At 71.5% G+C, this 21,851-nt stretch carries 20 protein-coding genes and 1 pseudogene; 8 read left to right on the top strand and 13 right to left on the bottom strand.

Annotated features, from left to right (window positions below; all coding sequences use genetic code 11):
• Positions 1 to 32: 32 nt before the first annotated feature.
• Complete coding sequence (locus ACWDA7_RS07335) at positions 33 to 773, top strand: beta-phosphoglucomutase family hydrolase (RefSeq protein ID WP_359397587.1); 741 nt, start codon at positions 33 to 35, stop codon at positions 771 to 773.
• The gene (locus ACWDA7_RS07330; protein WP_450603211.1) at positions 770 to 3,127 is read left to right on the top strand and encodes a glycoside hydrolase family 65 protein; all 2,358 of its coding nucleotides are present in this window, start codon (positions 770 to 772) and stop codon (positions 3,125 to 3,127) included. The genes ACWDA7_RS07335 and ACWDA7_RS07330 overlap by 4 nt, the downstream gene beginning before the upstream one ends.
• A gap of 101 nt (positions 3,128 to 3,228) precedes the next feature.
• Here ACWDA7_RS07330 and ACWDA7_RS07325 read toward each other — a convergent pair whose 3' ends face one another.
• The 5 genes and pseudogenes from ACWDA7_RS07325 to ACWDA7_RS07305 form a co-directional block, all read right to left on the bottom strand.
• On the bottom strand, positions 3,229 to 3,990 hold the full coding sequence (locus tag ACWDA7_RS07325) for an SDR family NAD(P)-dependent oxidoreductase (RefSeq protein WP_450603210.1): 762 nt from the start codon (positions 3,988 to 3,990) through the stop codon (positions 3,229 to 3,231).
• A gap of 145 nt (positions 3,991 to 4,135) precedes the next feature.
• A pseudogene (locus ACWDA7_RS07320) lies at positions 4,136 to 5,438 on the bottom strand (CAP domain-containing protein).
• A 60-nt stretch (positions 5,439 to 5,498) separates the two neighbouring features.
• Complete coding sequence (locus tag ACWDA7_RS07315; protein ID WP_450603209.1) at positions 5,499 to 5,804, bottom strand: DUF1232 domain-containing protein; 306 nt, start codon at positions 5,802 to 5,804, stop codon at positions 5,499 to 5,501.
• Positions 5,805 to 5,929: 125 nt separating this feature from the next.
• Positions 5,930 to 6,316, bottom strand: a complete 387-nt coding sequence (locus ACWDA7_RS07310; RefSeq protein WP_450603208.1) for a hypothetical protein — start codon at positions 6,314 to 6,316, stop codon at positions 5,930 to 5,932.
• Positions 6,317 to 6,698: 382 nt separating this feature from the next.
• Entirely contained in the window at positions 6,699 to 7,619 is a 921-nt protein-coding gene (locus ACWDA7_RS07305) for an SIS domain-containing protein (RefSeq protein WP_432936092.1), read from the bottom strand.
• 184 nt (positions 7,620 to 7,803) lie between these two features.
• Here ACWDA7_RS07305 and ACWDA7_RS07300 point away from each other — a divergent pair, with 184 nt between their 5' ends.
• Positions 7,804 to 8,190: a hypothetical protein gene (locus tag ACWDA7_RS07300; protein WP_450603207.1), complete on the top strand. Its 387-nt coding sequence runs from the start codon at positions 7,804 to 7,806 to the stop codon at positions 8,188 to 8,190.
• Between the two features lie 259 nt (positions 8,191 to 8,449).
• Positions 8,450 to 9,463: an alpha/beta hydrolase gene (locus ACWDA7_RS07295; protein ID WP_450603206.1), complete on the top strand. Its 1,014-nt coding sequence runs from the start codon at positions 8,450 to 8,452 to the stop codon at positions 9,461 to 9,463.
• An 85-nt stretch (positions 9,464 to 9,548) separates the two neighbouring features.
• Here ACWDA7_RS07295 and ACWDA7_RS07290 read toward each other — a convergent pair whose 3' ends face one another.
• Complete coding sequence (locus tag ACWDA7_RS07290; protein ID WP_450603205.1) at positions 9,549 to 10,385, bottom strand: hypothetical protein; 837 nt, start codon at positions 10,383 to 10,385, stop codon at positions 9,549 to 9,551.
• A 142-nt stretch (positions 10,386 to 10,527) separates the two neighbouring features.
• On the opposite strand from ACWDA7_RS07290, the gene ACWDA7_RS07285 reads away from it, so the two are divergent.
• Complete coding sequence (locus ACWDA7_RS07285; protein ID WP_450603204.1) at positions 10,528 to 11,511, top strand: aldo/keto reductase; 984 nt, start codon at positions 10,528 to 10,530, stop codon at positions 11,509 to 11,511.
• A 65-nt stretch (positions 11,512 to 11,576) separates the two neighbouring features.
• On the opposite strand, the gene ACWDA7_RS07280 is transcribed toward ACWDA7_RS07285, so the two are convergent.
• Complete coding sequence (locus ACWDA7_RS07280) at positions 11,577 to 11,864, bottom strand: hypothetical protein (protein ID WP_450603203.1); 288 nt, start codon at positions 11,862 to 11,864, stop codon at positions 11,577 to 11,579.
• 246 nt (positions 11,865 to 12,110) lie between these two features.
• Here ACWDA7_RS07280 and tgmA point away from each other — a divergent pair, with 246 nt between their 5' ends.
• Together tgmA and tgmB are read left to right on the top strand one after the other, a co-directional pair.
• Positions 12,111 to 12,302 (top strand): putative ATP-grasp-modified RiPP, encoded by a 192-nt coding sequence (gene tgmA, locus ACWDA7_RS07275; RefSeq protein WP_450603202.1) that lies wholly within the window; start codon positions 12,111 to 12,113, stop codon positions 12,300 to 12,302.
• 13 nt (positions 12,303 to 12,315) lie between these two features.
• Entirely contained in the window at positions 12,316 to 13,260 is a 945-nt protein-coding gene (gene tgmB / locus ACWDA7_RS07270; RefSeq protein ID WP_450603201.1) for an ATP-grasp ribosomal peptide maturase, read from the top strand.
• A 126-nt stretch (positions 13,261 to 13,386) separates the two neighbouring features.
• Here tgmB and ACWDA7_RS07265 read toward each other — a convergent pair whose 3' ends face one another.
• The 3 genes from ACWDA7_RS07265 to ACWDA7_RS07255 all read right to left on the bottom strand — a co-directional run bounded on the left by ACWDA7_RS07265 (position 13,387) and on the right by ACWDA7_RS07255 (position 17,401).
• Positions 13,387 to 14,979, bottom strand: a complete 1,593-nt coding sequence (locus tag ACWDA7_RS07265; RefSeq protein ID WP_450603200.1) for a serine/threonine protein kinase — start codon at positions 14,977 to 14,979, stop codon at positions 13,387 to 13,389.
• A 163-nt stretch (positions 14,980 to 15,142) separates the two neighbouring features.
• Positions 15,143 to 16,375 carry a 4-hydroxybenzoate 3-monooxygenase gene (locus tag ACWDA7_RS07260; RefSeq protein ID WP_450603199.1) on the bottom strand — a complete coding sequence of 411 codons (1,233 nt, stop codon included), beginning with the start codon at positions 16,373 to 16,375 and terminating at the stop codon, positions 15,143 to 15,145.
• Between the two features lie 54 nt (positions 16,376 to 16,429).
• A complete protein-coding gene (locus ACWDA7_RS07255) occupies positions 16,430 to 17,401 on the bottom strand; it encodes an LLM class F420-dependent oxidoreductase (protein WP_450603198.1) in 972 nt (323 codons plus the stop codon).
• Between the two features lie 153 nt (positions 17,402 to 17,554).
• Here ACWDA7_RS07255 and ACWDA7_RS07250 point away from each other — a divergent pair, with 153 nt between their 5' ends.
• A complete protein-coding gene (locus tag ACWDA7_RS07250; RefSeq protein ID WP_450603197.1) occupies positions 17,555 to 19,018 on the top strand; it encodes a serine hydrolase domain-containing protein in 1,464 nt (487 codons plus the stop codon).
• Between the two features lie 65 nt (positions 19,019 to 19,083).
• Here ACWDA7_RS07250 and ACWDA7_RS07245 read toward each other — a convergent pair whose 3' ends face one another.
• The 3 genes from ACWDA7_RS07245 to ACWDA7_RS07235 form a co-directional block, all read right to left on the bottom strand.
• Entirely contained in the window at positions 19,084 to 19,644 is a 561-nt protein-coding gene (locus ACWDA7_RS07245) for a type 1 glutamine amidotransferase domain-containing protein (protein WP_450603196.1), read from the bottom strand.
• Positions 19,645 to 19,998: 354 nt separating this feature from the next.
• The gene (locus tag ACWDA7_RS07240; protein ID WP_450603195.1) at positions 19,999 to 20,349 is read right to left on the bottom strand and encodes a UBP-type zinc finger domain-containing protein; all 351 of its coding nucleotides are present in this window, start codon (positions 20,347 to 20,349) and stop codon (positions 19,999 to 20,001) included.
• Positions 20,346 to 21,845 (bottom strand): ATP-binding protein, encoded by a 1,500-nt coding sequence (locus ACWDA7_RS07235; RefSeq protein WP_450603194.1) that lies wholly within the window; start codon positions 21,843 to 21,845, stop codon positions 20,346 to 20,348. The genes ACWDA7_RS07240 and ACWDA7_RS07235 overlap by 4 nt, the downstream gene beginning before the upstream one ends.
• Between the last annotated feature and the right edge of the window lie 6 nt (positions 21,846 to 21,851).

Here is a 21,851-nt window from a genome sequence, read left to right as displayed (position 1 = left end):
CTGCCCGGCGTTCTTCGGGGAAAGTGGCTCCTATGACAGAGCTCGGTCTTCCGGACGGCATCCAGGCCTGCCTCTTCGATCTCGACGGGGTCATCACCAAGACCGCCGTCGTCCACGCGGCCGCGTGGAAGCAGACGTTCGACGACTTCCTGCATCAACGGGACGGGGACGCATACCGCCCCTTCGACGAGGTCGCGGACTACGACGAATACGTCGACGGCCGCCCCCGCGCCGATGGCGTGCGCACCTTCCTGGCCTCCCGGGACATCCGGCTGCCCGAAGGCGCTCCCGACGACCCGCCGGACCGGGAGACCGTCCACGGTCTGGGCAACCGCAAGAACGAACTGCTCCTGGAGCTGATCCGCACCCGCGGTGTCGAGGCCTACGACGGCACGATCCGCTACGTCGAGGCGGTGCGTGCCGCCGGTCTGCGCACGGCCGTCGTCTCCTCCAGCGCCAACTGCCGGGACATCCTGCGGTCGATCGATGCCGAGCACCTCTTCGAAGTGCGCATCGACGGTGTCGTCGCCGCCGAGCGGCACCTTCCGGGTAAACCGCACCCGGACACCTTCCTCGCCGCCGCCCACGACCTCGGCGTCGAGCCCAAGGCGGCGGCGGTCTTCGAGGACGCGCTCGCGGGCATGGACGCCGGGCGCTCGGGCCACTTCGGGTACGTCGTCGGCCTGGACCGCGTCGGTCAGGCGGACGCGCTGCGCGCCCACGGCGCCGACGTCGTCGTACCGGACCTTGCGGAACTGGGGGAGCGGCGTTGATCACCCACACCTCGTACGCCGTCGAACCCTGGGTGCTGCGCGAGCGGGGGCTGCACCTCGACGTCCTCCCGCAGAGCGAGTCCGTGTTCGCGCTGTCCAACGGGCACGTCGGCTGGCGCGGCAACCTCGACGAGGGCGAGCCGCACGGACTGCCGGGCTCCTACCTCAACGGCGTCCACGAACTGCACCCCCTGCCCTATGCCGAGGCGGGGTACGGCTATCCGGAGTCCGGTCAGACCGTCATCAACGTCACCAACGGCAAGGTCGTCCGTCTGCTGGTGGACGACGAGCCCTTCGACCTGCGCTACGGGCGGCTTCGCTCCCACGAACGAGTCCTGGACCTGCGGGCGGGCACGCTCACCCGTACCTGCGAGTGGACCTCACCGGCCGGCACGACGGTTCGGGTGCGCTCGACGCGCCTGGTCTCCTTCACCCAGCGTGCCATCGCCGCGGTCGCCTACGAGGTGGAGGCCGTCGACGGGCCCGCCCGTATCGTCGTGCAGTCGGAACTGGTGGCCAACGAACAACTGCCCGGCCACAACGGCGATCCGCGAGCCGCCATGGTCCTGGAGTCACCCCTGCAGTCGGAGGAGCACTTCGCCTCGAGCGACCGGCTGCGGTTGGTGCACCGCACGCGCCGCAGCGGTCTCAGGGTCGGTGCCGCGGCCGACCATGTGGTCAGCGGTCCCGAGCCGACCACGACGAAGAGTGAGGCGACCGACGACCTCGCCCGGCTCACCGTGGCCTCCGCTCTCAAGGAGGGCGAGCGGTTGCGCGTGGAGAAGTTCGTCTCCTACGGCTGGTCCGGCACCCGCTCGCTGCCCGCGATCAGCGACCAGGTGGACGCGGCGCTGGCCGCCGCCGCCAGCGTCGGCTGGGTGGGACTCGTCGCCGAACAGCGGGCCTACCTGGACGACTTCTGGGCGCGTTCGGACGTCGAGGTGGAGGGTGACGAGCAGATCCAGCAGGCGGTGCGGTTCGCCCTCTTCCACGTTCTGCAGGCCGGGGCCCGCGCCGAGCAGCGCGCCATTCCCGCCAAGGGGCTGACCGGCTCCGGCTACGACGGCCACGCCTTCTGGGACACCGAGATGTTCGTGCTGCTGCTGCTGACCTACACCTCGCCCGGCGCGGTCGCCGAGGCGCTGCGGTGGCGGCAGAACACACTGCCCGCCGCCAGGGAGCGGGCGGCGCAACTCGGGCTGCGCGGCGCCGCGTTCCCGTGGCGGACCATCGAGGGCTCGGAGGGTTCGGCCTACTGGCCGGCCGGCACCGCCGCCTTCCATGTCAACGCCGACATCGCCGACGCCGTCGTGCGTTACACGGCAGCCACCGGCGACGAACGCTTCGAACGCGACACCGGCGTCGAACTTCTCGTGGAAACAGCCCGGTTGTGGCGCTCGCTCGGCCACCACGACCAGCGCGGCACCTTCCACATCGACGGAGTGACGGGCCCCGACGAGTACAGCGCGGTCGCCGACGACAACACGTACACCAATCTGATGGCCCAGGCGAACCTGCAGGCCGCCGCGGACGCTGTGGGGCGGCATCCGCGCCGGGCCGAGGAACTGGGCGTCGGTGAGGAGGAGAGCGCCGCCTGGCGTGATGCCGCCGAGGCGATGCACGGCCCGTACAACGACGACCTGGACGTGCACGAACAGCACGCCGGGTTCACCCGCTACCAGCGCTGGGACTTCGCCGCGACCCGCCCCGACCAGTACCCGCTCCTGCTGCACTTCCCGTACTTCGACCTGTACCGCAAGCAGGTGATCAAGCAGGCCGACCTCGTGTTGGCGATGTACACGTGCAGCCCCTGCTTCGACCCGGAGCAGAAGGCGCGCAACTTCGCCTACTACGAACCCCTCACCGTGCGGGACTCCTCTCTGTCCGCGTGCTGCCAGGCCGTCATCGCGGCGGAGACGGGCCATCTCTCGCTCGCCTACGACTATCTGCACGAAGCGGCCCTGATGGACCTGCAGGACCTGGAGCACAACACCCGCGACGGCCTGCACATCGCGTCTCTCGCCGGTACCTGGATGGCGCTCGTCGCGGGCTTCGGCGGACTGCGCCACCACGGGACGAGGGTCGACTTCGCGCCGCGTGTCCCGGAGAAGATCGGCCGTCTCGCGTTCACGCTGGAGCTGCGGGACCGCCGGCTGCGGGTGGAGATCGACCGTACGACGGCCACGTACACCCTGATGGGCGGAGAGCCGCTGACGGTCCACCACCACGGTGCACCGCTCACCCTGGACGTCGACAAACCGCAGACCCTCGACATCCCGCCCCTCAGGCCCCGCGCGGCGCTCGACCAGCCCCTGCACCGGCGTCCCAACAACCGGCCCGGCAAGAAGGCCTGACCGGGGACCGGCCCGCCGCCGCTCACCGTGCCCGTCCGGCACGGTGGGCGGACCGGTGCCGTGCCCCGTCCAAGCGGGTCGGACATGACGGGTGATCCGCGTCAGACGCTGTACCCGCCGTCGACGCCGAGCACCTGCCCGGTGATGAACCCGGCCCGCTCGGAGGCGAGGAACGCGACCGCCTCCGCGACGTCCACCGCGGTGCCGAACCGGCGCAGCGGGATGTTGCGCCGGGCGATCTCCAGCGCCGCCTCGTCGAGTTCACCGGTCGCCATCAGCCGTGCCGCCATGCCGTCCGTCAGCATGCCGGGTGCTACGCAGTTCACGCGCACGCCGTACCGGCCCTCCTCGGCGGCGAACGCCCGAGCGACCGCCTCGACCGCGCCCTTCGTTCCCGCCGACAGCCCGTCGCGCACCGGGAACCTGCGGGTGGCGACGGTGGTGACGGCGACGACGCTGCCCCGGCTCTCCCGCAGCACCGGCAGTGCCGGATGCACCAGATTGAAGAACGCCGCGGCGTCCGCGTTCAGCTGCGCCCGGTACTGGCCGGGGGAGACCCTGCTCAGATGCACCATCGGCACATGCGGGCCCGCCGCGTAGACAAGGGTGTGGAGCCCGCCGAGGGAATCGGCGGCCCGGTGTACCGCCCGAGCTGTGGCGGACTCCTCGCTCAGGTCCAGCCTGAGCGCCAGGCACTGGCGCCCGCACTTCTCGACCTCCCCGACGAGGGTCGCTGCCAGCCGCTCGTTGGCCAGGTAGGAGAACGCCACGTCGCTGCCCCGTTCGGCCAGCGTCCTGACGAGCGCCGCACCGATGCCGCCGGTGCCGCCCGCGACGCCGGTCCTGCGCGAGAAGTCCGCCACCGTACCGCCTCACAATCCTGGTTCCGGTGTGCGGGGCGGCGCCCGTCTCCCCACGCGCCCGGTGATGGGTACTCCAGCGTGTAGCGGCATACGCCGAAGAGTGGAAGACCTGTGCGGTGAGGTTCGGGTGAGTCGGAGGGCGCTCTCAGCCGCCGAACAGCTGTGTCCAGTACGTTCCCGCCCGGCCGCCGCCGACGAAGCCGACGCCGATATGGGTGAAGGCCGGCTTGAGGATGTTGGCGCGGTGACCGGGGCTGTCCATCCAGCCGCGCACGACCTCGGCGGGGGAGCGCTGGCCGCACGCGATGTTCTCGCCGATCGTGTGGTGGCGGGAGCCCGCGGCTGCGGCGCGGTCCCAGGGCTCGCGGCCGTCGGGGGAGGTGTGGGCGTAGAACGCTCGGGCCACCATGTCCGCGCTGTGCGCCTGAGCCGCGGCGGAGAGCAGGGGATCGGCCGCGAGCGGCGGCAGACCGGCCGCGGCCCGTTCCGCGTTGGTCAGCGCGACCACCTCCTCGGCCGTCCGCACCAGCCCGGCAGCCGAGAAGGGCCGGGCCCACAGCGCCGTCCAGTACAGGTCGCCCGAGCGCGGATTGGGAACCCAGGCCACACCTGCCTGGGTGAACGCGGGCTCGCACAGGGTGCGGCGCGACCGCTCGTCGCCGAGGCAGTAGTCCACGAACTCGGCCGGATCGCGCGGACCGGAGACCAGGTGCTCGCCGACCGTCAGATACGCGTACCCGGTCGCGGTGATGCGCTGGTGCACGGAGACGCCGTCCGCGCTCTCCCCGGCCAGAGCGCCACGGGCGGCCATCCCCGCGGCGTGCGCATGCGCTGCCGCCGTGAGTCGCGCGTCGAGCGAGACGGCAGGTGAACCGGTCCTGGCGCGGGCCGAGTTGACGAGGTCCAGGAAGCCGTCGGGAGGCGGCAACGGCATCGGCGCGGGGGCGAGGGGGGGGTGCCGGTGCCGGGTCGTCCGCCACGTCCACGCCGAAGTCCCGGGCCACGCCCGCCAGTCCGTCCGCATAGCCCTGCCCCAGCGCGCGCAGCTTCCAGCCCGCGCCCCGGCGGTAGAGTTCGGCGAGGAGTAGAACGGTCTCCTGCCGCGGGCGTGGCGGGGTGAAGTGGGCGACGGCGCGGCCACCGGGTCCTGCGACGTACAGCGTGGGGGCGGGCAGGGCGCTCAGGGACAGGGACGGGTCGGCGGGACTGACCACCACGGTGACGCGTTCGGCTCCGGCCCTGAACCCGGCGGGGCGGACGCTCAGTTCCCCGTCGAGCAGCCGGACGCCCGGCGCGGACGGCTGGTTGTAGAACACGAAGTCGGCGTCGCCGTGCACCTTTCCGCCGGCGTCGGTGACGAGCGCCGAAACGTCGAAGGGTCCGGGCACCCGGAGCGTCAGGGTGCCGTCCGGGAGGGCCAGATTGCCCCCGGGAACCAGCTCGTTCATCGTGCCGCCCGCTCGTCCGTGCCGCTGCCAGGACGCGTGCGGCCGCGCGGCCGCCGCCCGTCAGTCGGACAACGCGCCGCCGCCGCGCCCGGGTTCCCGCACCGGAACGGCGGCACGCATCGACCTGAGGGCGAGCAGCAGCACACCGATGTCGTCCAGATAGACGGGATCGGGCAGCAGATCGGTGGGCAGCACCAAGTACAGGATCGCACCCCAGAAGACCCAGCGGGGCCCTGTGGGCAGTCCGGCCCGGCGCAGATCACGACGGGTGCGGACCAGCCGCCGCAGCAGGGCGAGCGCCACGCCGAGCACCACCGCCGCGAGGACCGCGACGGCGGCGATCAGGATCCAGGTGGTGGAGTCCATGCACAGCTCCAGGCATCCGTAGGAGTCGTCCCATCCTACGGATGCCCGGCTTCGCGGCGGGCAGTGCCCGCGTCGGGGCGCAATGCCCCGCACGGACGCGGAAGGAGGGGCGCGGCGCCGTGCCGTCAGTGACCGGCGCGGGTGGAACTGCTCTCCAGCAGTGCCTGGCTGACCGCCCGTACGCTGCGCGCGATGTGCTGGAGCTGCATGACCTCGGCGGCGTACAGCCTGATGGTGTGCTCGATGACAGACTCGGGCAGACCCAGAGCGGGCAGCTCGGTGCGGGCCGTCTGCAGCGCCGTCCGGGCCACCCGCACTTCCTGCTGCACCTGGATCTGGGCGTGCCGGGCGAGCAGGACCGGATGGCGGATCAGGGCCGGGTAGCTCGCGTAGCGCGCTGGTACGAGGTCGCGCAGCCACTTGGCCGCCGAACGCTCCCAGTCGTAGCTACCGGGTGTCTTGACCTGGCACGGCCAGTCCGAGCTGATCGGCGAGTACGTCGTCAAGGCCATGATCTTCGCTTCCGGGTCACGTCGGCTCAGGGTGGTACGGCGACTTGGGGGCGGCCCCGGCCTAGGGGAGGACCGGAGCCGCCGCCATGGACGCCCGCGCAGCGGGGCCCGGCCGGACACCAGGAGTCCGTGGGTAGGAGCGGACGCCCGGGATGTCCGTACGGCGTGGCCCGGGGGTCCGGGTCACGATCCGCGAGCAGTATTTATATATACCTACGGGTACGCAAGGACATGAAAAAATTCACCCAGGATTTGTGGAGAACGATCCCGTCTTGTGATCGAGCCGAGGCGGACTGCGGGCCTTCTGTGCAAGAGGAGGCCGGGGCAAGGAGCCGCACGGAGCGCGGACGCCATCCCCGGTAGGCCTCGAGGACGAGGCGGGTCAGTCCTTGAGGAAGAACTGGTGCTGGTCGGCGATCTGCTCGTATTCCTCGAGGCGGGCCTGCGTCCGCTCCGGGTCGGCGTCCGTCATGGCCTGCAGGAGGGCCGCGGCGATCAGACCGGGCGCGGCGTACGAGTCGAAGACCAGGCGCGACCCGGTGCCCGTGGCGAAGACGACGTCGGCCTCGTCGGCCAGCGGCCCCAGCCCCAGATCCGTGATCAGCGCGACCTTGAGCCCCGCGGTGCGTGCCACCTGCACCGCGGTCAGGGTCTCCTGGGCGTGCCTGGGCATTCCGAACGCCAGCACCCAGGTACCGCCCGCCTCGCGGGACTGCAGCAGCGCGTCGTAGGCCACCGTGCCCCCGCGCGTCACCAGCCGTACGTCCGGGTGGATGCGCCGGGCCCCGTACGCGAAGTACTCGGCGAGCGATCCGGAGATCCTCAGCCCCATCACGGTCAGCGGCGTCGACTCCGACAGCGCGCGACCGACCCGGATCACCTCGTCGGGATCGGCGAAGTCCCGGCGCAGGTTCTCCAGGTTCTCGATCTCGGCGTCCACGGCCGCCTGCAGTTCGTTGCTGCGCGACTCCGGCGGCGTGCCCGGGCTGCCCAGTGTGCTCAGGGCGATGGACTGGAGCTTCTCCCGCAGCGCCGGGTAGCCGCTGAAGCCCACGGCCGCAGCGAAACGGGTCACCGAGGGCTGGCTGACCCCCGCCCGCTCGGCGAGATCGGTGATCGACAGGAAGGCGGCCTCGGTGATGTGCTCGATCAGATACTGGGCGATCCGGCGATGGCCGGGGGACAGCCGAGGACCGTCGAACAACTCTCTGAGCTGGGACGTCGGGGAAGCACCTGCCTCCGGGACCGTCTTGCCCGCAGTGATCGCAGCCGCCTGCGCGCGTGCCTTCTGCGGGGACGACACCGGACCGCCTCCTTCATGTCCCGGGAACCTCAACATAGCTCACCCGCGGCGCTGACCAGGGGCCTTGTCTCCACCAGGGCGGACGCGGCTCCGACAGGCGCGCCCGCCGCTTCGGCCGTACCGTCGTGCATGGGGGTGTCGGGGGTGGGGTACCCGCGTCGGTCAGCGAAGGAGAGGAGCGGCCGTGAACTCGCCCGTAGCCCACGCACCACAGGTCGAAGTGGTGGTCAGCGACTGCTCGGCGTCGGACGCCGGAAGGCTGTTCGCCGAACTGTGCCGGCGCTTCGGCTCGGACCGCAGTGCCGAGGACGTGCCCCATGAGACCGAAGGGTCCAGGCCCACGATGTGGACCGGGACGTTCGACACATCGGCCACCTCGGGCGCCTCCGAGCAGACGTCGCCGCCTTCCCTCTCGGGCCCCGTGAAGCTCGAACTCCAGGGCGAGCCCCTGGCGGTGGAGCGACTCCGTCAGGCGCTGGACGCGATGTACGACGTCCACCAGCTGGGCGTGGTCGCCGGCGACCAGGAGGTCGACGTAGAGCTGCGTCTGGAGAGCCTGGCACACGCCTGAGAAGGCGAGCCGGCCCCGGTCCGCCGGGAACGCACTTCCGTCAGGGCGGGGCCGGCGCCCTCGCGGCCGGCTGCGGGCCGGCCGCGAGCGGACGACAGGTGTCATGGAAGAAGGCCGCCGGGGTACAGACCCGGAGGGTCGTCGGGTTCCCGCTGTGCGGCGAGGGACTCCCGCGCACGGCGTGTACCGGGACGACGGCCCCCGTGGGCACCGTGAACGCACCGGCCGCAGGGGCCTGGCCACGACGCGAGGAGCAGCCATGACCGCCGAGCCGGGGGCCTCCTCCGCAGCGGCGGACGACGGTCCGGTCCTTCCTCCTCCGCCCTTCGATCCGGAGCTGGCGGCGGCTTTGGACCTCACCGCAGAAGCGCTGCCACCGGGCTTCCCGCCCGAGGCGATCCCCGAGGTCCGCGCGAGCCTGCTCCTGCCGCCGCCCACGGACGACCACCTGCGCCGCGGCGGCGCCTTCGAGGTCGAGGAACGGACGGTGCCCGGCCCGGCCGGTGCGCCGGAGGTCTCCGTGCTCATCTGCCGGCCGGCCGATGCGAGCGCCCCCCTGCCGGCCGTCTACCACACGCACGGCGGCGGGATGATCGTCGGCAACAACCGGATGGGCGTCGACGAGATGCTCGACCTGGCCGAGGAGCTGGGGCTCGTCGTGGTCTCCGTGGAATACCGGCTGGCCCCGGAGCACCCGCACCCGGCCCCGGTCGAGGACTGCTACGCCGGGCTGGTGTGGACGGCCGGGCAGGCGAAGGAACTCGGCGTCGACCCCGAACGGATCGTCGTCGCCGGCAGCAGCGCGGGCGGGGGCCTCACCGCGGCACTGGCCCTGCTCGCACGGGACCGCGGCGGTCCTTCCCTGTTCGGCCAGATGCTGCTGTGCCCGATGCTCGACGACCGCAACGACTCGTACTCCGCCCGCCAGATGGCGGGGCACGGAGCGTGGGACCGCACCGCCAACGCGACAGGCTGGGGCGCGCTGCTCGGCGACACCCGCGGCGGCCCGGACGTCTCCCCGTACGCCGCCCCGGCCCGCGCCACCGATCTGTCGGGCCTGCCGCCCGCCTTCATCGACGTCGGCTCGGCGGAGACGTTCCGGGACGAGGACGTCGCCTACGCCACCGGGATCTGGCAGGCGGGCGGGGTCGCCGAACTCCATGTGTGGCCGGGCGGCTTCCACGGCTTCGACGGCTTCGCCCCGCAGGCCCGGCTCTCCCAGGAGGCCCGGACGGCCCGTGCGCGCTGGCTGCGACGCCTGCTGCGCGCCTGACCCGGACCGGGGCCCGCCCCGAAGGGCGTGCCCCGCACTGCCCGCCGCCGGCCGACCGTCCCGGTACGGCGGTCGGGAGAGGACCTCAGACGCGGGGCTCCGTCCGCAGATACCCGTGGAGCGAGGCCGTCATCGCCGCGACGAAGGCGTCACGGGTCTCGGCGGGGACGAGGTCGAGGGACAGGTAGGGGTTGAGGTCCTCCAGCTCGACCAGCAGGAGCTCCCCCTCCCGGGTGCGGCAGGCGTCCACACGCTGGATGCCGTGCTCGAGGGTGTTCCAGCCGATGAAGCGCCGGGCGAAGGCCAGGTCGGCGACCGTGGGCTCGTAGGGCACGAGGTCCCAGCGGCGGCCGGGATCCGGGGCGTGGAGCGCGTACAGGAAGGCGTCGTCCACGTAGTAGAACGACACCTCGTAGCGGAAGTCGATGCGCGGCTGGACCAGGACGTCGCCCCAGGACAGGGCCCCGAGCCGGTCGGATGGCAGGAACTCCAGACCGATGGAGTCCGCACCGGCCTTGGGCTTGACCGCGTACAGATCGCTCGCGGGCAACCGGACCAGGTCCTCGGGCTGGTCGGCGGTGGGTATGACCGGGTACCCGGCGGCGGTCAGGTCGAGCAGGTACTGCTTGCCGGCCATGTCGGCCTGTCCGGTCAGCGGGTTGTACACACGGGTCCCGCATGCCGCGGCCCGGGCGCGGAAGGAGTCGTACTGCTCCTGGTAGTGCAGCACCGGTCCGCTGTTGCGCACCACGACGGCGTCGTAGCCGTCCATCAGCGCCTCCGCGTCCAGCGGATGGCACAGGGCGATGTCGAAGTCCGCGCGCAACCGGGAGGAGAGCGCGATGTCCTCGTCGCAGTAACGCCGACCCCGGGCCTCGTAGGCCAGGTCGGTCACGTACAGGAGGCGGGGGCGGGCGGGCATGGCTGGCTTCTCCTCGGTCGGCGGCCATCAATCTAGTCGGCGCGAGTGGTCGCGCCGGAGCCGGCCGGTGATCGCGTCCCCCTGGCGGCGCGCAGGACGGGGTATTCCGTTCCCGGGCGAGTGCGGATGACAAACTGGCCGTATGGAAGAGCGAGAATTCCGCAGGTTGGGACAGCACGCGTCGGTCATCGGCCTGGGTACCTGGCAACTGGGCGCGGACTGGGGTGACGTCGACGACAAGGACGCCCATGAGGTGCTGGAGGCGGCGGCCGAGTCGGGCGTGACCTTCTTCGACACCGCGGACGTGTACGGGGACGGACGCAGTGAGCAGACCATCGCGGCCTTCCTGCTCGGCAGGCCGGATCTGCACGTGCTGGTGGCGACCAAGATGGGCCGCCGCCTCGACCAGATCCCGCAGAACTACGTCCTGGACAACTTCCGTGCCTGGAACGACCGTTCCCGGCGCAACCTCGGCGTCGACCGCATCGACCTGGTCCAGTTGCACTGCCCGCCGACGCCCGTCTACTCCTCCGACGAGGTGTACGACGCCCTCGACACACTGGTCGAGGAGGGCCGGATCGCCGCCTACGGCGTGAGTGTGGAGACCTGTGACGAGGCGCTGACCGCGATCGCCCGCCCGAACGTGGCGAGCGTGCAGATCATCCTCAACCCGTTCCGGATGAAGCCGCTGCGCAAGGTCCTCCCGGCCGCCCAGGAGGCCGGCGTGGGCATCATCGCGCGGGTGCCGCTGGCCTCCGGCCTGCTGTCGGGCAAGTACACGAAGGACACGGTCTTCGCCGCGAACGACCACCGCTCCTACAACCGGCACGGCGAGGCCTTCGACCAGGGCGAGACGTTCTCCGGTGTCGACTTCGGGACGGGGGTGGAGGCGGCGGCCGAGTTCGCGGCGCTCGCTCCTGAGGGCTTCACCCCGGCCCAGCTGGCGCTAGCCTGGATCGTCCAGCAGCCCGGGGTGACCACGGTGATCCCTGGTGCCCGGTCCGCGGACCAGGCTCGCGCCAACGCGGCGGTCGCCAAGATGCCGCCGCTCCCGCAGGAGACGCTCGACGCCGTCCGGGAGCTGTACGACCGGCGGATCAAGGAGCAGGTCGAGGGCCGCTGGTAGGCACCGGGAAGGCGACCGCGCGGCGGTCCGTCCCGACCGGACGGGCCGTCAGCATGCCGGAGCCGTCAGGCCGTCAGCGCGGAGCGTGCCGAGCGGGACGCTCCGCGCGCGGCGGCTCGCACCCGGTACATGGTCTTGGCCCGGTCGACGACCGGGTCGCCGAGCACGATCCGTCCTGCGGCGTACAGCGCGTCACACTCGTCGGTGGGCAGTGCCACAGGACGGCCCCCGGACCGCCAACAGCCCCAGCGCCGCCGCCCGTTGCCCTGCACCGTGAGGAAGACCGGGGCGCGCTCGTCGGTGATCAGGCGCAGCACTTCGGCAGCACGGGAACTGAGCCGAGGGCGCGTCATGGGCGGTCAGCCTTTCGGGGCACGGGCGGACGGTGTCTTGTCCGGGGACAAGATGATCTCTACCCGCATTGTTGCCGAGGGCACTGACAACGTGCATCCGGCTTGTGGGACACCCTGCCGCACCGGCCGGTTGTCCGCCGCCGATGTGATGACCTTCACCCTGATGTGGCGGAAAGTGATGAATTCCTTACGCGAGGAATGCGTAAGGAGTTGGGAAGAGCCGCCTCAAGAACGCGGAGGTTTCCCGTGCGACCGTTCACTCTCAACTATGCCCGGCCCAGAGGGCTTCCGGCTGTGGTGACGCCGTACCGTTTCGACTACTCCCGGCAGTTGAACGTGCTCCCCGACGGCCGTCCCGCCGTGAGCGACCGCGAGCTGCTGCTGGCGGCCGGCACGACGACGTCCACCGCCGGTTCCCAGACGCACTTCGACGACTGACGGCCGTACGCGCATGACGGTCCTCATCCTTACGTCCGAGGAGGACGTGACCGCCGACATGGTGGTGGCCGTGCTGCACGAGCGGGGCGTTCCCGTGGTGCGCCTGGACCCGGCCGACGTGCCCGGCAAGGTGGTGCTGTCCGCCGACTACGCCCACGGCGACTTCGACGGCCACCTATCGGTCAACGGGCACGTCCTGAGCATGGCGGGCCTGCGTTCGGTGTGGGTGCGCCGGCCCGGTGAACCGGCCGCGCACGCCCCTCAGTCCTCGCCGTGGCTGACGGCGGAGACCCGTCAGGCGCTGTACGGCATGCTGTACTCGGCCTCGACGCGGTGGATGAACCACCCGCGCAACGCCGAGCAGGCCTGCCACAAACCGTGGCAGTTGCGGATTGCCCACCTCAGCGACTTCGCCGTCCCGCCGACCGTCATCACCACCGCGCCGCGCGTGGCCAAGCAGTTCGCCGAGGAGTACCGGGACGTCGTCGTGAAGGCGGCCTCGGGACCGCCGCCCGAGGACCCGGCGCTGGCGCTGCCCACCACGCGCATCGGACCCGACGCCGACTTCTCCGCCGTCGCGTCCGGTCCCGCCCTGCTGCAGCGCTACATCCCCAAGCGCGCCGACATCCGCCTGACCTGCGTCGGCCCCCGTCTCTTCGGTGCCCGCAAGAGGACCGCGCCCGGGCAGGTCGACGGCCGGTACGGCGACACCGGCTACGCCTGGGAGAGCACGGTGGTGCCCGACCGCATCGTGAAGTCCGTCCACGCGTATCTGGCGCTGGCGGGACTCGCCTACGCCGCCTTCGACTTCGCGGAGGACGAGGACGGGCTGTGGTGGTTCCTGGAGTGCAACCAGGGCGGGCAGTTCGGCTTCGTGGAACTGCAGACCGGACAGCCGATCGCGGAGGCGGTGGGGTTGTGGCTGGCGCAACGCACGACGGACCGTCGCGCGTCCTAGAGCCGCCGGTGAACAGCCGGCGTCCGGTGGTGGCCTGAACCAGGCCGTCACCCCATCCGCGGTCCGGTCCGCACGGGGGCGCGGACCGGGCTGCGGATGCCCCTCTTCCGGTGACCTGGCGCGCCGTCAGGACGGCCTGGGGCGGAAGGACCGCAGGAACACGTCGAGCGCCCGCTGGTTCTCCGCGCTCCCGGCGTCGGTGACCGGGGTCGTCCAGCGCAGCGAGTAGCCCCGGTCGTCGCCGGTCAGGAAGCCCCGGCCGAAGGTGTGCACCCGGACGCCGTCCACCGTGGACAGCCACTCCATGTCGGCGCCCATGCGGCCCTGGTAGGTGACGGGTCTGATGTCGCCCACCCGTGTGTAGCCGGTGTAGGTGTCCTTGAGGGACGGCTCCAGGGCCTCCCAGATCGCGACCGGGTCCGGACCGAGTCGCACGCCGGAGGTGACCGTCAGCGTGCGCGGGTCCCCGCTCGTCCCGAACGTCGCGCGGTAGGTGCCCTCGGCGGCGCTCTGCGTGTTGATGCGCTGCCATCCTTGCGGCAGGAGGATGGAGAAGCCCTCGGGCGCGGCGTAGGGGGTGAAGCCGGCGTTCGGGTCCCGAGCGGCGCCGGAGGAGGGGGAGGGAGCCGGAGCCGTCGCGGGCGGAGACGCGTTGCGACCGGTGCGGTCTGCCGAGGCGGAGGGTGCGCTGGAGCGGGACGGCTGGGTACCGGACGCGGACGTACGGCCGCCGTCCGATTGGCCCGCCGCGACGAGGACGGCGACAGACGAGGCGACGACCATGAGGCCCGCGCCCGCCAGCACCGACCGGCGCACCACCGGCGTGCCCCACGCCCGCCCGGCTCGGTGGGCGAACTGCCACGCGCCCTGGAGGCGCGGCATTAGCGTCTCCGCAGCGGCTGCGTCGAAGTCGTCGTTCACGATGCGCGTCAACGATGCGCGCACCACAGGCTCCGGCACCCGTTCCAGGGCGTCGCGCCGCAGCAGCCCCGTGACGGCCGGAGCGAGCGGGCCGGCGTTCGTGGGGGCGCGCAGCGGCAGCCGGTCCACGGCGCGCAGCGTCGCCTCGACTGGGCCCCGGTCCTTGAACGGCGGACGTCCCTCCACCATCGCGTACAGCAGCGCCCCCAGTGCCCACTGGTCCGCCGCCGGGCCCGCGCTCGAACCACGCGCCTGTTCCGGGGAGGCGTAGGTCGGCGCGGTGACCCGCTGGGTGACGGACGTGCCGATCAGCCCGAATCCCGTCACCACGACTCCGCCGCTCTCCTGGACGAACACCTGCCCGGGGCTCAGGTCGCCGTGCGTCACCCCCCGGCGGTGGGCGGCCTCCAGCACATCGAGGATGCCGAGGCCGATGCGGGCGGCCCGCACATAGTTCAGCGGGCCGCGGGTCAGGAGCGCCCCGAGGGGCGTGCCCGGGATCCGCTCCGCCACGGTCCACAGGACACCGTTGTCGTCGACGACGTCGAGGACGCTGGCGACCCGGCCGGGGCACAGCACTTCCATGGCCTCCGACTCACGCAGGATCCGGGCGACCGTGCGGCGCGGAGTGACCTCGGGCCGCAGCGCCGTGAGCCGGGACGCGGTGAGCGTGACGGGGCGCCCGAACTCCAGGTCCTCACCGAGCCGGACGGCCCGGCCCTCCTCCTCGTGGGCGACCTCGAGTGCCCGGTATCTTCCTGCGATCAACTCGCGTGCGGAGACCTGGTCATGGTCCATCGTCATCCCTCGCTGTGCCCCGGACTGTCCCGTTTCAGGGATGTACGGCGGGCGTGACGGTGGGTGTTCAAAGAAAGGGGATTTCCACCGACGGGATTTTCTTCAACTACCCTTGCGTCGCTCACACGTGCGAAAACATCGCCGTGGTCTACTCGTCAGTAAGTTACCCTCGGTTACTGTTTCCGCCCGACCCGATGTACGACTCGGCGAACGCGGCCGCCGCGACCGGGGAGTCGAACAGCCGCCGCAGCCGGGCGGTGGCGTTGCCCGCGCGGAACGGATCGCCCGAGGACGGTCCGTGCAGCAACTCGGCGAACCACTGGGAGAACTCCTGGTACTCCCACACACGGCGCAGGCAGGCGGCCGAATAGCCCCGCAGGCCGGCCGCGTCGCCTGAGCGGTAGTACGTGATCAGCGCGTCCGCGAGCACCAGGGCGTCGTACAGGGCGAGGTTCATGCCCTTCGCGGCGATCGGGGCGACGAGGTGGGCGGCGTCACCGGCCAGGAACAGCCGTCCGTGCACCATGGACTGGACCACGTAGTTGTGCATGTCCAGGACACGCTTCTCGATCAGGCGCCCCTCGGTCAGCGGCGCCCCGTCCGCGGCGGACAGCCGTTCGTGCAGCTCGGACCAGACACGCTCGTGCGGCCAGTTCTGCGGGTCGTCGCCGGGCGGGCACTGGAGGTAGTAGCGGGTGACCTGCGGGCTGCGGGCCATGTGTGCAGCGAACCCGTGGGGATGGACCCCGAAGACGACACAGTCCGACGACGGCGGCGACTCGGCGAGGAGGGCGAGCCAGCCGACCCCGTAGTCGAGCCGCGCGACGTGCGCGCGCTGGGGCGGCAGCGAGGCCCGGGTCACGCCGCGGGCGCCGTCGCACCCTGCGATCACGTCGCAGGCGATCCGCCGCCGTTCGCCCGAGCCGGGATCGGTGTACGACACCGACGGGTGCTCGGTGTCGATGTCGTGCAGCTCGACATCCGACGCTCCGAACCGGATGTCGCCGCCCTTGGCGTCCGCGTACTCCCGCACCAGATCGGTGACGAGCAACGGCTGCGGATAGACGAAGTGGTGGTGCCCGGATATCTCCGTGTAGCGGAACCGGTGCCGCCGGCCGCCGAGGCGGAACTCGCACTCGGTGTGTGTCTGGGCCCGCTCCAGCAGCCCCCCGGCCAGCCCGTGCCGCTCCAGCGCCCGCACCGCCCACTCCTCGATGAACCCCGCCCGGGGCCGCCGTTCGATGAACTCCCGGCTCTCGGACTCCAGGACGACGCAGTCCACCGAGGCGTCTCTCAGGACGTTGGCAAGGGTCAGCCCGGCCGGGCCCGCGCCGACGATGACGACGGGTATGCGCTGCTCGGACGGAGGGACGGCCAGATGTGGGGAGGCGATCACCGGGTCATTATGGCCGCATCACGTCAACGCCTCGTCGGCGCACCCGTGTTGGGGTCAGTGCAGTGCCTCCCGCAGGGCCGGCAGCAGCTCCTTCGCCGACCACTGGACGAACTCGGGCTGGGTGTCGCCGCCCACCTGCACCAGCGCGATCTCCGTGAACCCGGCCTCGGCGTAGGGCCGCACGGCCTCGACGAAGTCGGAGGGATCGTCGCCGCACGGAATCGAGGAGGCCACGTCCTCCGGCCTGACGAACCGGGTGGCAGAGTCGAACGAATCTGGGTGCGGCAGCTCGGAGTTGACCTTCCATCCACCGCCGAACCAGCGGAACTGCTCGTGTGCGCGGCGGACGGCGACTTCCCGGTCCCGGTCGTAGCAGACCGGCAGTTGCCCCACCCGGGGTTTGCCCTCGCCGCCGTGCCGGTCGAACGTCGTGAGCAGTTCCCGTTTCGGCTCGACGGCGATGACGAGGTCGGCGAGACGGCCGGCCAGGGCGCAGGACCGCTCCCCGGAGACCGCGATGCCGATCGGCGGCGGCTCGTCCGGCAGGTCCCACAGCCGCGCCGAGTCCACGCCGAAGTACGTGCCCCGGCGACTGACATGGCCTCCGCCGAACAGCTCGCGGATGATGCCGACCGCCTCTTCCAGCATCTCGTGCCGTACCTCGACGGACGGCCAACCCTCGCCCACCACGTGCTCGTTGAGATTCTCGCCAGCGCCGAGACCCAGCCGGAACCTGCCCTGCGACAGCAGTTGCACCGTCGCCGCCTTCTGGGCCACCACCGCCGGGTGGTAGCGGAACGTCGGGCAGGTCACGTAGGTCATCAGCGGGATGCGCGAGGTGGCCTGCGCGGCGGCGCCCAGCACGCTCCACGCGTACGGCGCGTGCCCCTGGGCCCGCAGCCACGGGAAGTAGTGGTCCGAGGTCACGGAGAAGTCGAACCCCGCCTCCTCGGCCCGCACCACATGGTCGACGAGTTCGCGCGGGCCCGCCTGTTCGGTCATCATCGTATATCCGATTTGCACCATAAAGCGCGGGTTCCCCTTCGGGAAACGGGAAAACAGGCAGGGGGATCCGCCTGGGCCCGGCCGTGGACATTCCCCGGAGCGCGGCGAAAGGATGGTGCTTGCCGCGAGCCCCGGTCCCGATCACCCGCCCGTATCGCCCAGGAGGCCCACAGGATGAGCGCCCGTCCGCTGCCCGTCAGCACACCCGCCGAGCAAGGGGTGGACGCCCGCGGGATCCAGGCGTTCCTCGATGCGGTCGAGGCGGCACCGGACATCGAGCCGCACAGCCTCATGATCCTGCGCCACGGCCGTCTGGTCGCCTCCGGCTGGTGGACGCCCTACAGCGCCGACCGCCTCCACCTGCTGTACTCGCTCAGCAAGAGTTTCACCTCGACGGCCGCCGGAGCGGCCGTCACCGAGGGACTGCTCGACCTCGACGCGCCCGTGCTGTCGTACTTCCCGGAGTTCGAGGCGGACATCACCGACCCGCGCAGCCGCGCCATGCTGGTCCGGCACGTCGCGTCCATGGCGAGCGGGCACCTCGCCGAGACCCAGGCGGAGGCGTTCGGGCTCGACCGGGCGGAACCCGTACGCGGCTTCCTGCTGATCCCTCCGGACCGCGACCCCGGCACGGTCTTCGCGTACAACCAGCCCACGACCTACACACTGGCCGCGCTCGTGCAGCGGCTGTCCGGCCAGTCGCTCACCGAGTACCTGCGCCCGAGGATCCTGGACCCGCTCGGCATCGGCGAGGTCAGCTGGACCCAGCATCCGCGCGGCCGCGACCTCGGCTTCACCGGACTGCACGCCACCACGGACGCGATCGCCCGCCTCGGTCTGCTGTACCTCCAGGACGGCGTCTGGGAGGGCAGGCGCCTGCTGCCGTCCTCCTGGGTGGCCCAGGCGACCCGCCCGCACATCTCGAACGCCGACGGGACGGCCGAGGGCACCGTGTCGGACTGGCAGCAGGGGTACGGCTTCCAGTTCTGGATGTCGCGGCACGGGTACCGCGGCGACGGGGCGTACGGCCAGTTCTGCGTCGTCCTGCCCGAGCACGACGCCGTGATCGCGACGACCGCGGCGACCATGGAGATGCAGAAACTGCTCGACGCGATGTGGCGTCATCTGCTGCCCGCGTTCGCATCGAGGCCGCTTGCGGACCGCGCCGACGACGACAAGGCGCTCCAGGAGCGTCTCGACCACCTCGCTCTGCCCGCGGTCCCCGCGCACTCCGGGCCCGTGGCGGACTCCGGCCGCTGGCAGGGCGCCCGCTTCACGCCCGGGGAGGGCCGTTCGGACCAGCCGACACTGACGGCGGCCGAGGTCACCGCGGCGGAAGGGATCTGGACGGTGACCCTCGTGGAGGGCGACGAGCGTCTCGCGCTGCCGCTTCCCGGAGCCTCCTGGGCCGTGCAGGAGGACCCCGTCCCCACCGCGGTGAGCGGTGGCTGGACCGATCCGGACACCCTTCGCCTGGACGTCCTGTTCCTGGAGACGCCGCACCGGCTGACGGTCACCTGTGCCCTGAACGACGGCACGTTCACGGCCCGCTGGCACACCACACCGTTGCATGGCGGCCCGTTGCGGCGCCAGCGGGCGCCCCGCACCGCTCGGAAGGGTGGCGCAACAGGCGGGTGACGAGGCGGGTGCTCCTCCGGTCCAGGGCGTCCCGTCCAGGCCCCGTCCAAGGCCTGGCGGTGCCCTCAGGAGGCCTTGCTCGGGGCCTTGCTGAACTGCTCGATGATGGCCTCGCAGAATGCGGGCAGGTCGGCGGGTGAGCGGCTGGTGGTGAACTGGCCGTCGATGACGACTTCCTCGTCGACGACCTCGGCCCCCGCGTTGCGCAGGTCGGTGCGGATGCTCGGCCAGGAGGTCATGCGATGGCCGCGCACGGCGCCGGCCTCCACCAGGGTCCAGGGGCCGTGGCAGATCGCGGCGATCGGCTTCCCGCTGGCGGCGAAGGCCTTGACGAAGGCGACGGCGTCCTTGTTCATGCGCAGTTGGTCCGGGTTCATGGTGCCGCCCGGAAGGAGCAGGGCGTCGTAGTCGTCCGCGGAGGCGTCTGCCACGAGCCGGTCGACGGGCAGGGTGCCCGCCGCGTTGATGTCGAACTGCCGGGCCTGGATCTCACCGGGGTGGATCGAGATGATGTCGCTGGTGGCGCCGGCGCCGTAGAGGGCTCCGCGGGGTTCCTCCAGCTCCACGCGCTCCACACCGTCGGTGGCCAGGATCGCGACCCTCCGGTCACGCAGTGCCTGTGCCATGGTGGTTCCTGCCTTTCCGCTGAGCGATCGGCCGTATGGCGAGCGCGGCCGGCCGGACGGACCCCTGCTCGGCCGCCGTCGGCCTGCTCTCCGGGGCGGACACAGCGAAGGACAGCGCCGGGCGGCCGGAGGGCGCGCGGCGAATCACCCCGTTCCGGCATGTGCGCCATGCCGCTGGAGGTGAGCATGCGAACGGCCGCACCTTCCCTACTTCTCCACCCTCCCACCCGCCTCAGGGGTGTCAACCGGAGCCCGCACTCCATGGCGGGGCGATGGAGTGCGGGCTCCGCGACTGGGGAGACGGGGAGACCGGCGGTCGGTCGGTGACCGCCCCCCGCCCGGACGGCCGCTCCGCTAGCCCAGCGCCTGCTCCCAGTTGGCCGGCACCCGGCCCGCCGGTCCCGGCACCGGCTGGTCCTCGGGATGGCAGGCCGGGGGAGCGAGCTCGGGCCCCGACTCGTACAGCTGCGACGTGGTGTAGTCCCAGAACCAGCCCTCGCCCGGCTCGAAGCTGCGGATCACCGGATGCCCGCTGGCGTGGAAATGGGCGGTGGCGTGCTTGGCCGGCGAGTCGTCGCAGCAGCCGATGTGTCCACACTGCGCGCAGCGCCGCAGATGGAACCACCAGCCCCCCGCCTCGTCGCACTCCACACAGCCGGTGCCGCTCGGCGGGACGGCGGGCTCGATGCCTTCTACTGACGTCATGACGCCTCCGGTGAGGTCTGGGAAACCCGCTGCGGCTCGATGTCCGGCTCGTCGGCATCGGACTCCGCGGCGGTCAGCGGCAGCCGCACCTGGAACCGCGTGTCGCCGGGCACGGACCGGAAGTCCAGGCTGCCGTGGTGCTTGTTGACGACGATGCGCCAGGAGATGTCCAGGCCGAGTCCGGTGCCCTGGCCGACGGGCTTCGTGGTGAAGAAGGGGTCGAAGATACGGTTGCGGATCTCCGGCGGCACGCCAGGGCCCGTGTCGCCGAACTCGACCAGCAGCCGGTCGCGGTCGAGAGCGGTCCGCACGGTCAGCGTGCCCTCGCCGCCCCCGTCGTTCATGGCCGAGACCGCGTTGTCGATGAGGTTCGTCCATACCTGGTTCAGCTCGCCGGGGTAGGCGGGAATCGGCGGCAGGCTGCGGTCGTACTCCTTGACGACGGTGATCCGCTTGCCGATCTTGCCGGAGAGCATCAGCAGGGTGCTGTCGAGGAGTTCGTGCACATCGGAGTTCTGGAACGGCGCCCGGTCCAGCTGCGAGTACTGCCTGGCCGCGTTGACGAGCGTGGAGACCCGGGTGGTCGAGTCCTCGATCTCGTTCATCAGCAACTCGGTCTCGACCGTGTAGTTGAGCCAGCGGATCGCGCCTTCCAGGGTCTGCTCGTCGACGGCCGCCGCCACCTGGTTGAGCCAGTCGGTGTCGAGCCCGGCCTGTACGAAGTTCGGAGCGATCTGCCAGGCGCCCTGGATGCCGTGGTCGTCGAGCCAGTCGCCGAGTTCGTCCTCGCGGTCGGACGCATCCAGGGGGCTGACCGGAACGGCCTTCGCGACCTGTTCCGCGGTCCTCTCCTGGATGTCGACCAGCGTCCGCAGCGTGTCCGGCTCGTACCGTCCCGCGGCGATCATGCCCAGCTTGTGCCGCATCCCGGCGACGCGCTCGCGCAGCGCCGCCGTCGCGCTCACGGCCGCGGCGGCCGGGTTGTTGAGCTCGTGGGTGAGGCCCGCCGACAGCGAGCCGAGGGCCAGCAGCCGCTCGCGCTGATTGATGATCTGCTGCGTGTTCTTGGAGCCGAAGAACAGCCCCTCCAGCAGATGCACCGCCATCGGGAACCAGTCCCGCATGATCGCGGCGAAGGTCGCGGCGGGCAGGACGAAGAATCGCGAGGGTTCGGTGACCCGCATGGAGCCGTTGTACGTCGCCCCCCGCGCCCGGTTGCCGAGATACGCCTGGAAGGCGCCCGCGTACACGCCGCGCTGCGACGTCCGGGAGATCTCCACGTCGTCGGCGCCGACCCGGCGCGAGAGCACCACGGTGCCCTCCATCAGGACGAAGAAGCACGTGGCGGGATCCCCCTCGGTGTACACCGGACCGGGGTCGAACAGTTCCACCCGCCCCTCGAGGCACAGCCGCGCCAGCTGGTCGTCGGTCAGCTTCTCGAACAGGAAGAGCGTCCTCAGCTCACTCTTGTCGCAGGACATCGGCCGGCTGCTCACGACCGC

Source organism: Streptomyces sp. NPDC001156 (assembly GCF_053598275.1).
This window is presented reverse-complemented; position numbering and strand designations above follow the sequence as displayed.

Excerpts from the sequence above, each read along its gene's own strand:
- ACWDA7_RS07335 (WP_359397587.1), top strand. The coding sequence starts at position 33 with ATGACAGAGCTCGGTCTTCCGGACGGCATCCAGGCCTGCCTCTTCGAT.
- ACWDA7_RS07315 (WP_450603209.1), bottom strand. The coding sequence starts at position 5,804 with ATGGACTCCACCACCTGGATCCTGATCGCCGCCGTCGCGGTCCTCGCG.
- ACWDA7_RS07310 (WP_450603208.1), bottom strand. The coding sequence starts at position 6,316 with ATGGCCTTGACGACGTACTCGCCGATCAGCTCGGACTGGCCGTGCCAG.
- ACWDA7_RS07295 (WP_450603206.1), top strand. The coding sequence starts at position 8,450 with ATGACCGCCGAGCCGGGGGCCTCCTCCGCAGCGGCGGACGACGGTCCG.
- ACWDA7_RS07290 (WP_450603205.1), bottom strand. The coding sequence starts at position 10,385 with ATGCCCGCCCGCCCCCGCCTCCTGTACGTGACCGACCTGGCCTACGAG.
- ACWDA7_RS07285 (WP_450603204.1), top strand. The coding sequence starts at position 10,528 with ATGGAAGAGCGAGAATTCCGCAGGTTGGGACAGCACGCGTCGGTCATC.
- ACWDA7_RS07280 (WP_450603203.1), bottom strand. The coding sequence starts at position 11,864 with ATGACGCGCCCTCGGCTCAGTTCCCGTGCTGCCGAAGTGCTGCGCCTG.
- tgmB (WP_450603201.1), top strand. The coding sequence starts at position 12,316 with ATGACGGTCCTCATCCTTACGTCCGAGGAGGACGTGACCGCCGACATG.
- ACWDA7_RS07265 (WP_450603200.1), bottom strand. The coding sequence starts at position 14,979 with ATGGACCATGACCAGGTCTCCGCACGCGAGTTGATCGCAGGAAGATAC.
- ACWDA7_RS07255 (WP_450603198.1), bottom strand. The coding sequence starts at position 17,401 with ATGGTGCAAATCGGATATACGATGATGACCGAACAGGCGGGCCCGCGC.
- ACWDA7_RS07250 (WP_450603197.1), top strand. The coding sequence starts at position 17,555 with ATGAGCGCCCGTCCGCTGCCCGTCAGCACACCCGCCGAGCAAGGGGTG.
- ACWDA7_RS07245 (WP_450603196.1), bottom strand. The coding sequence starts at position 19,644 with ATGGCACAGGCACTGCGTGACCGGAGGGTCGCGATCCTGGCCACCGAC.
- ACWDA7_RS07240 (WP_450603195.1), bottom strand. The coding sequence starts at position 20,349 with ATGACGTCAGTAGAAGGCATCGAGCCCGCCGTCCCGCCGAGCGGCACC.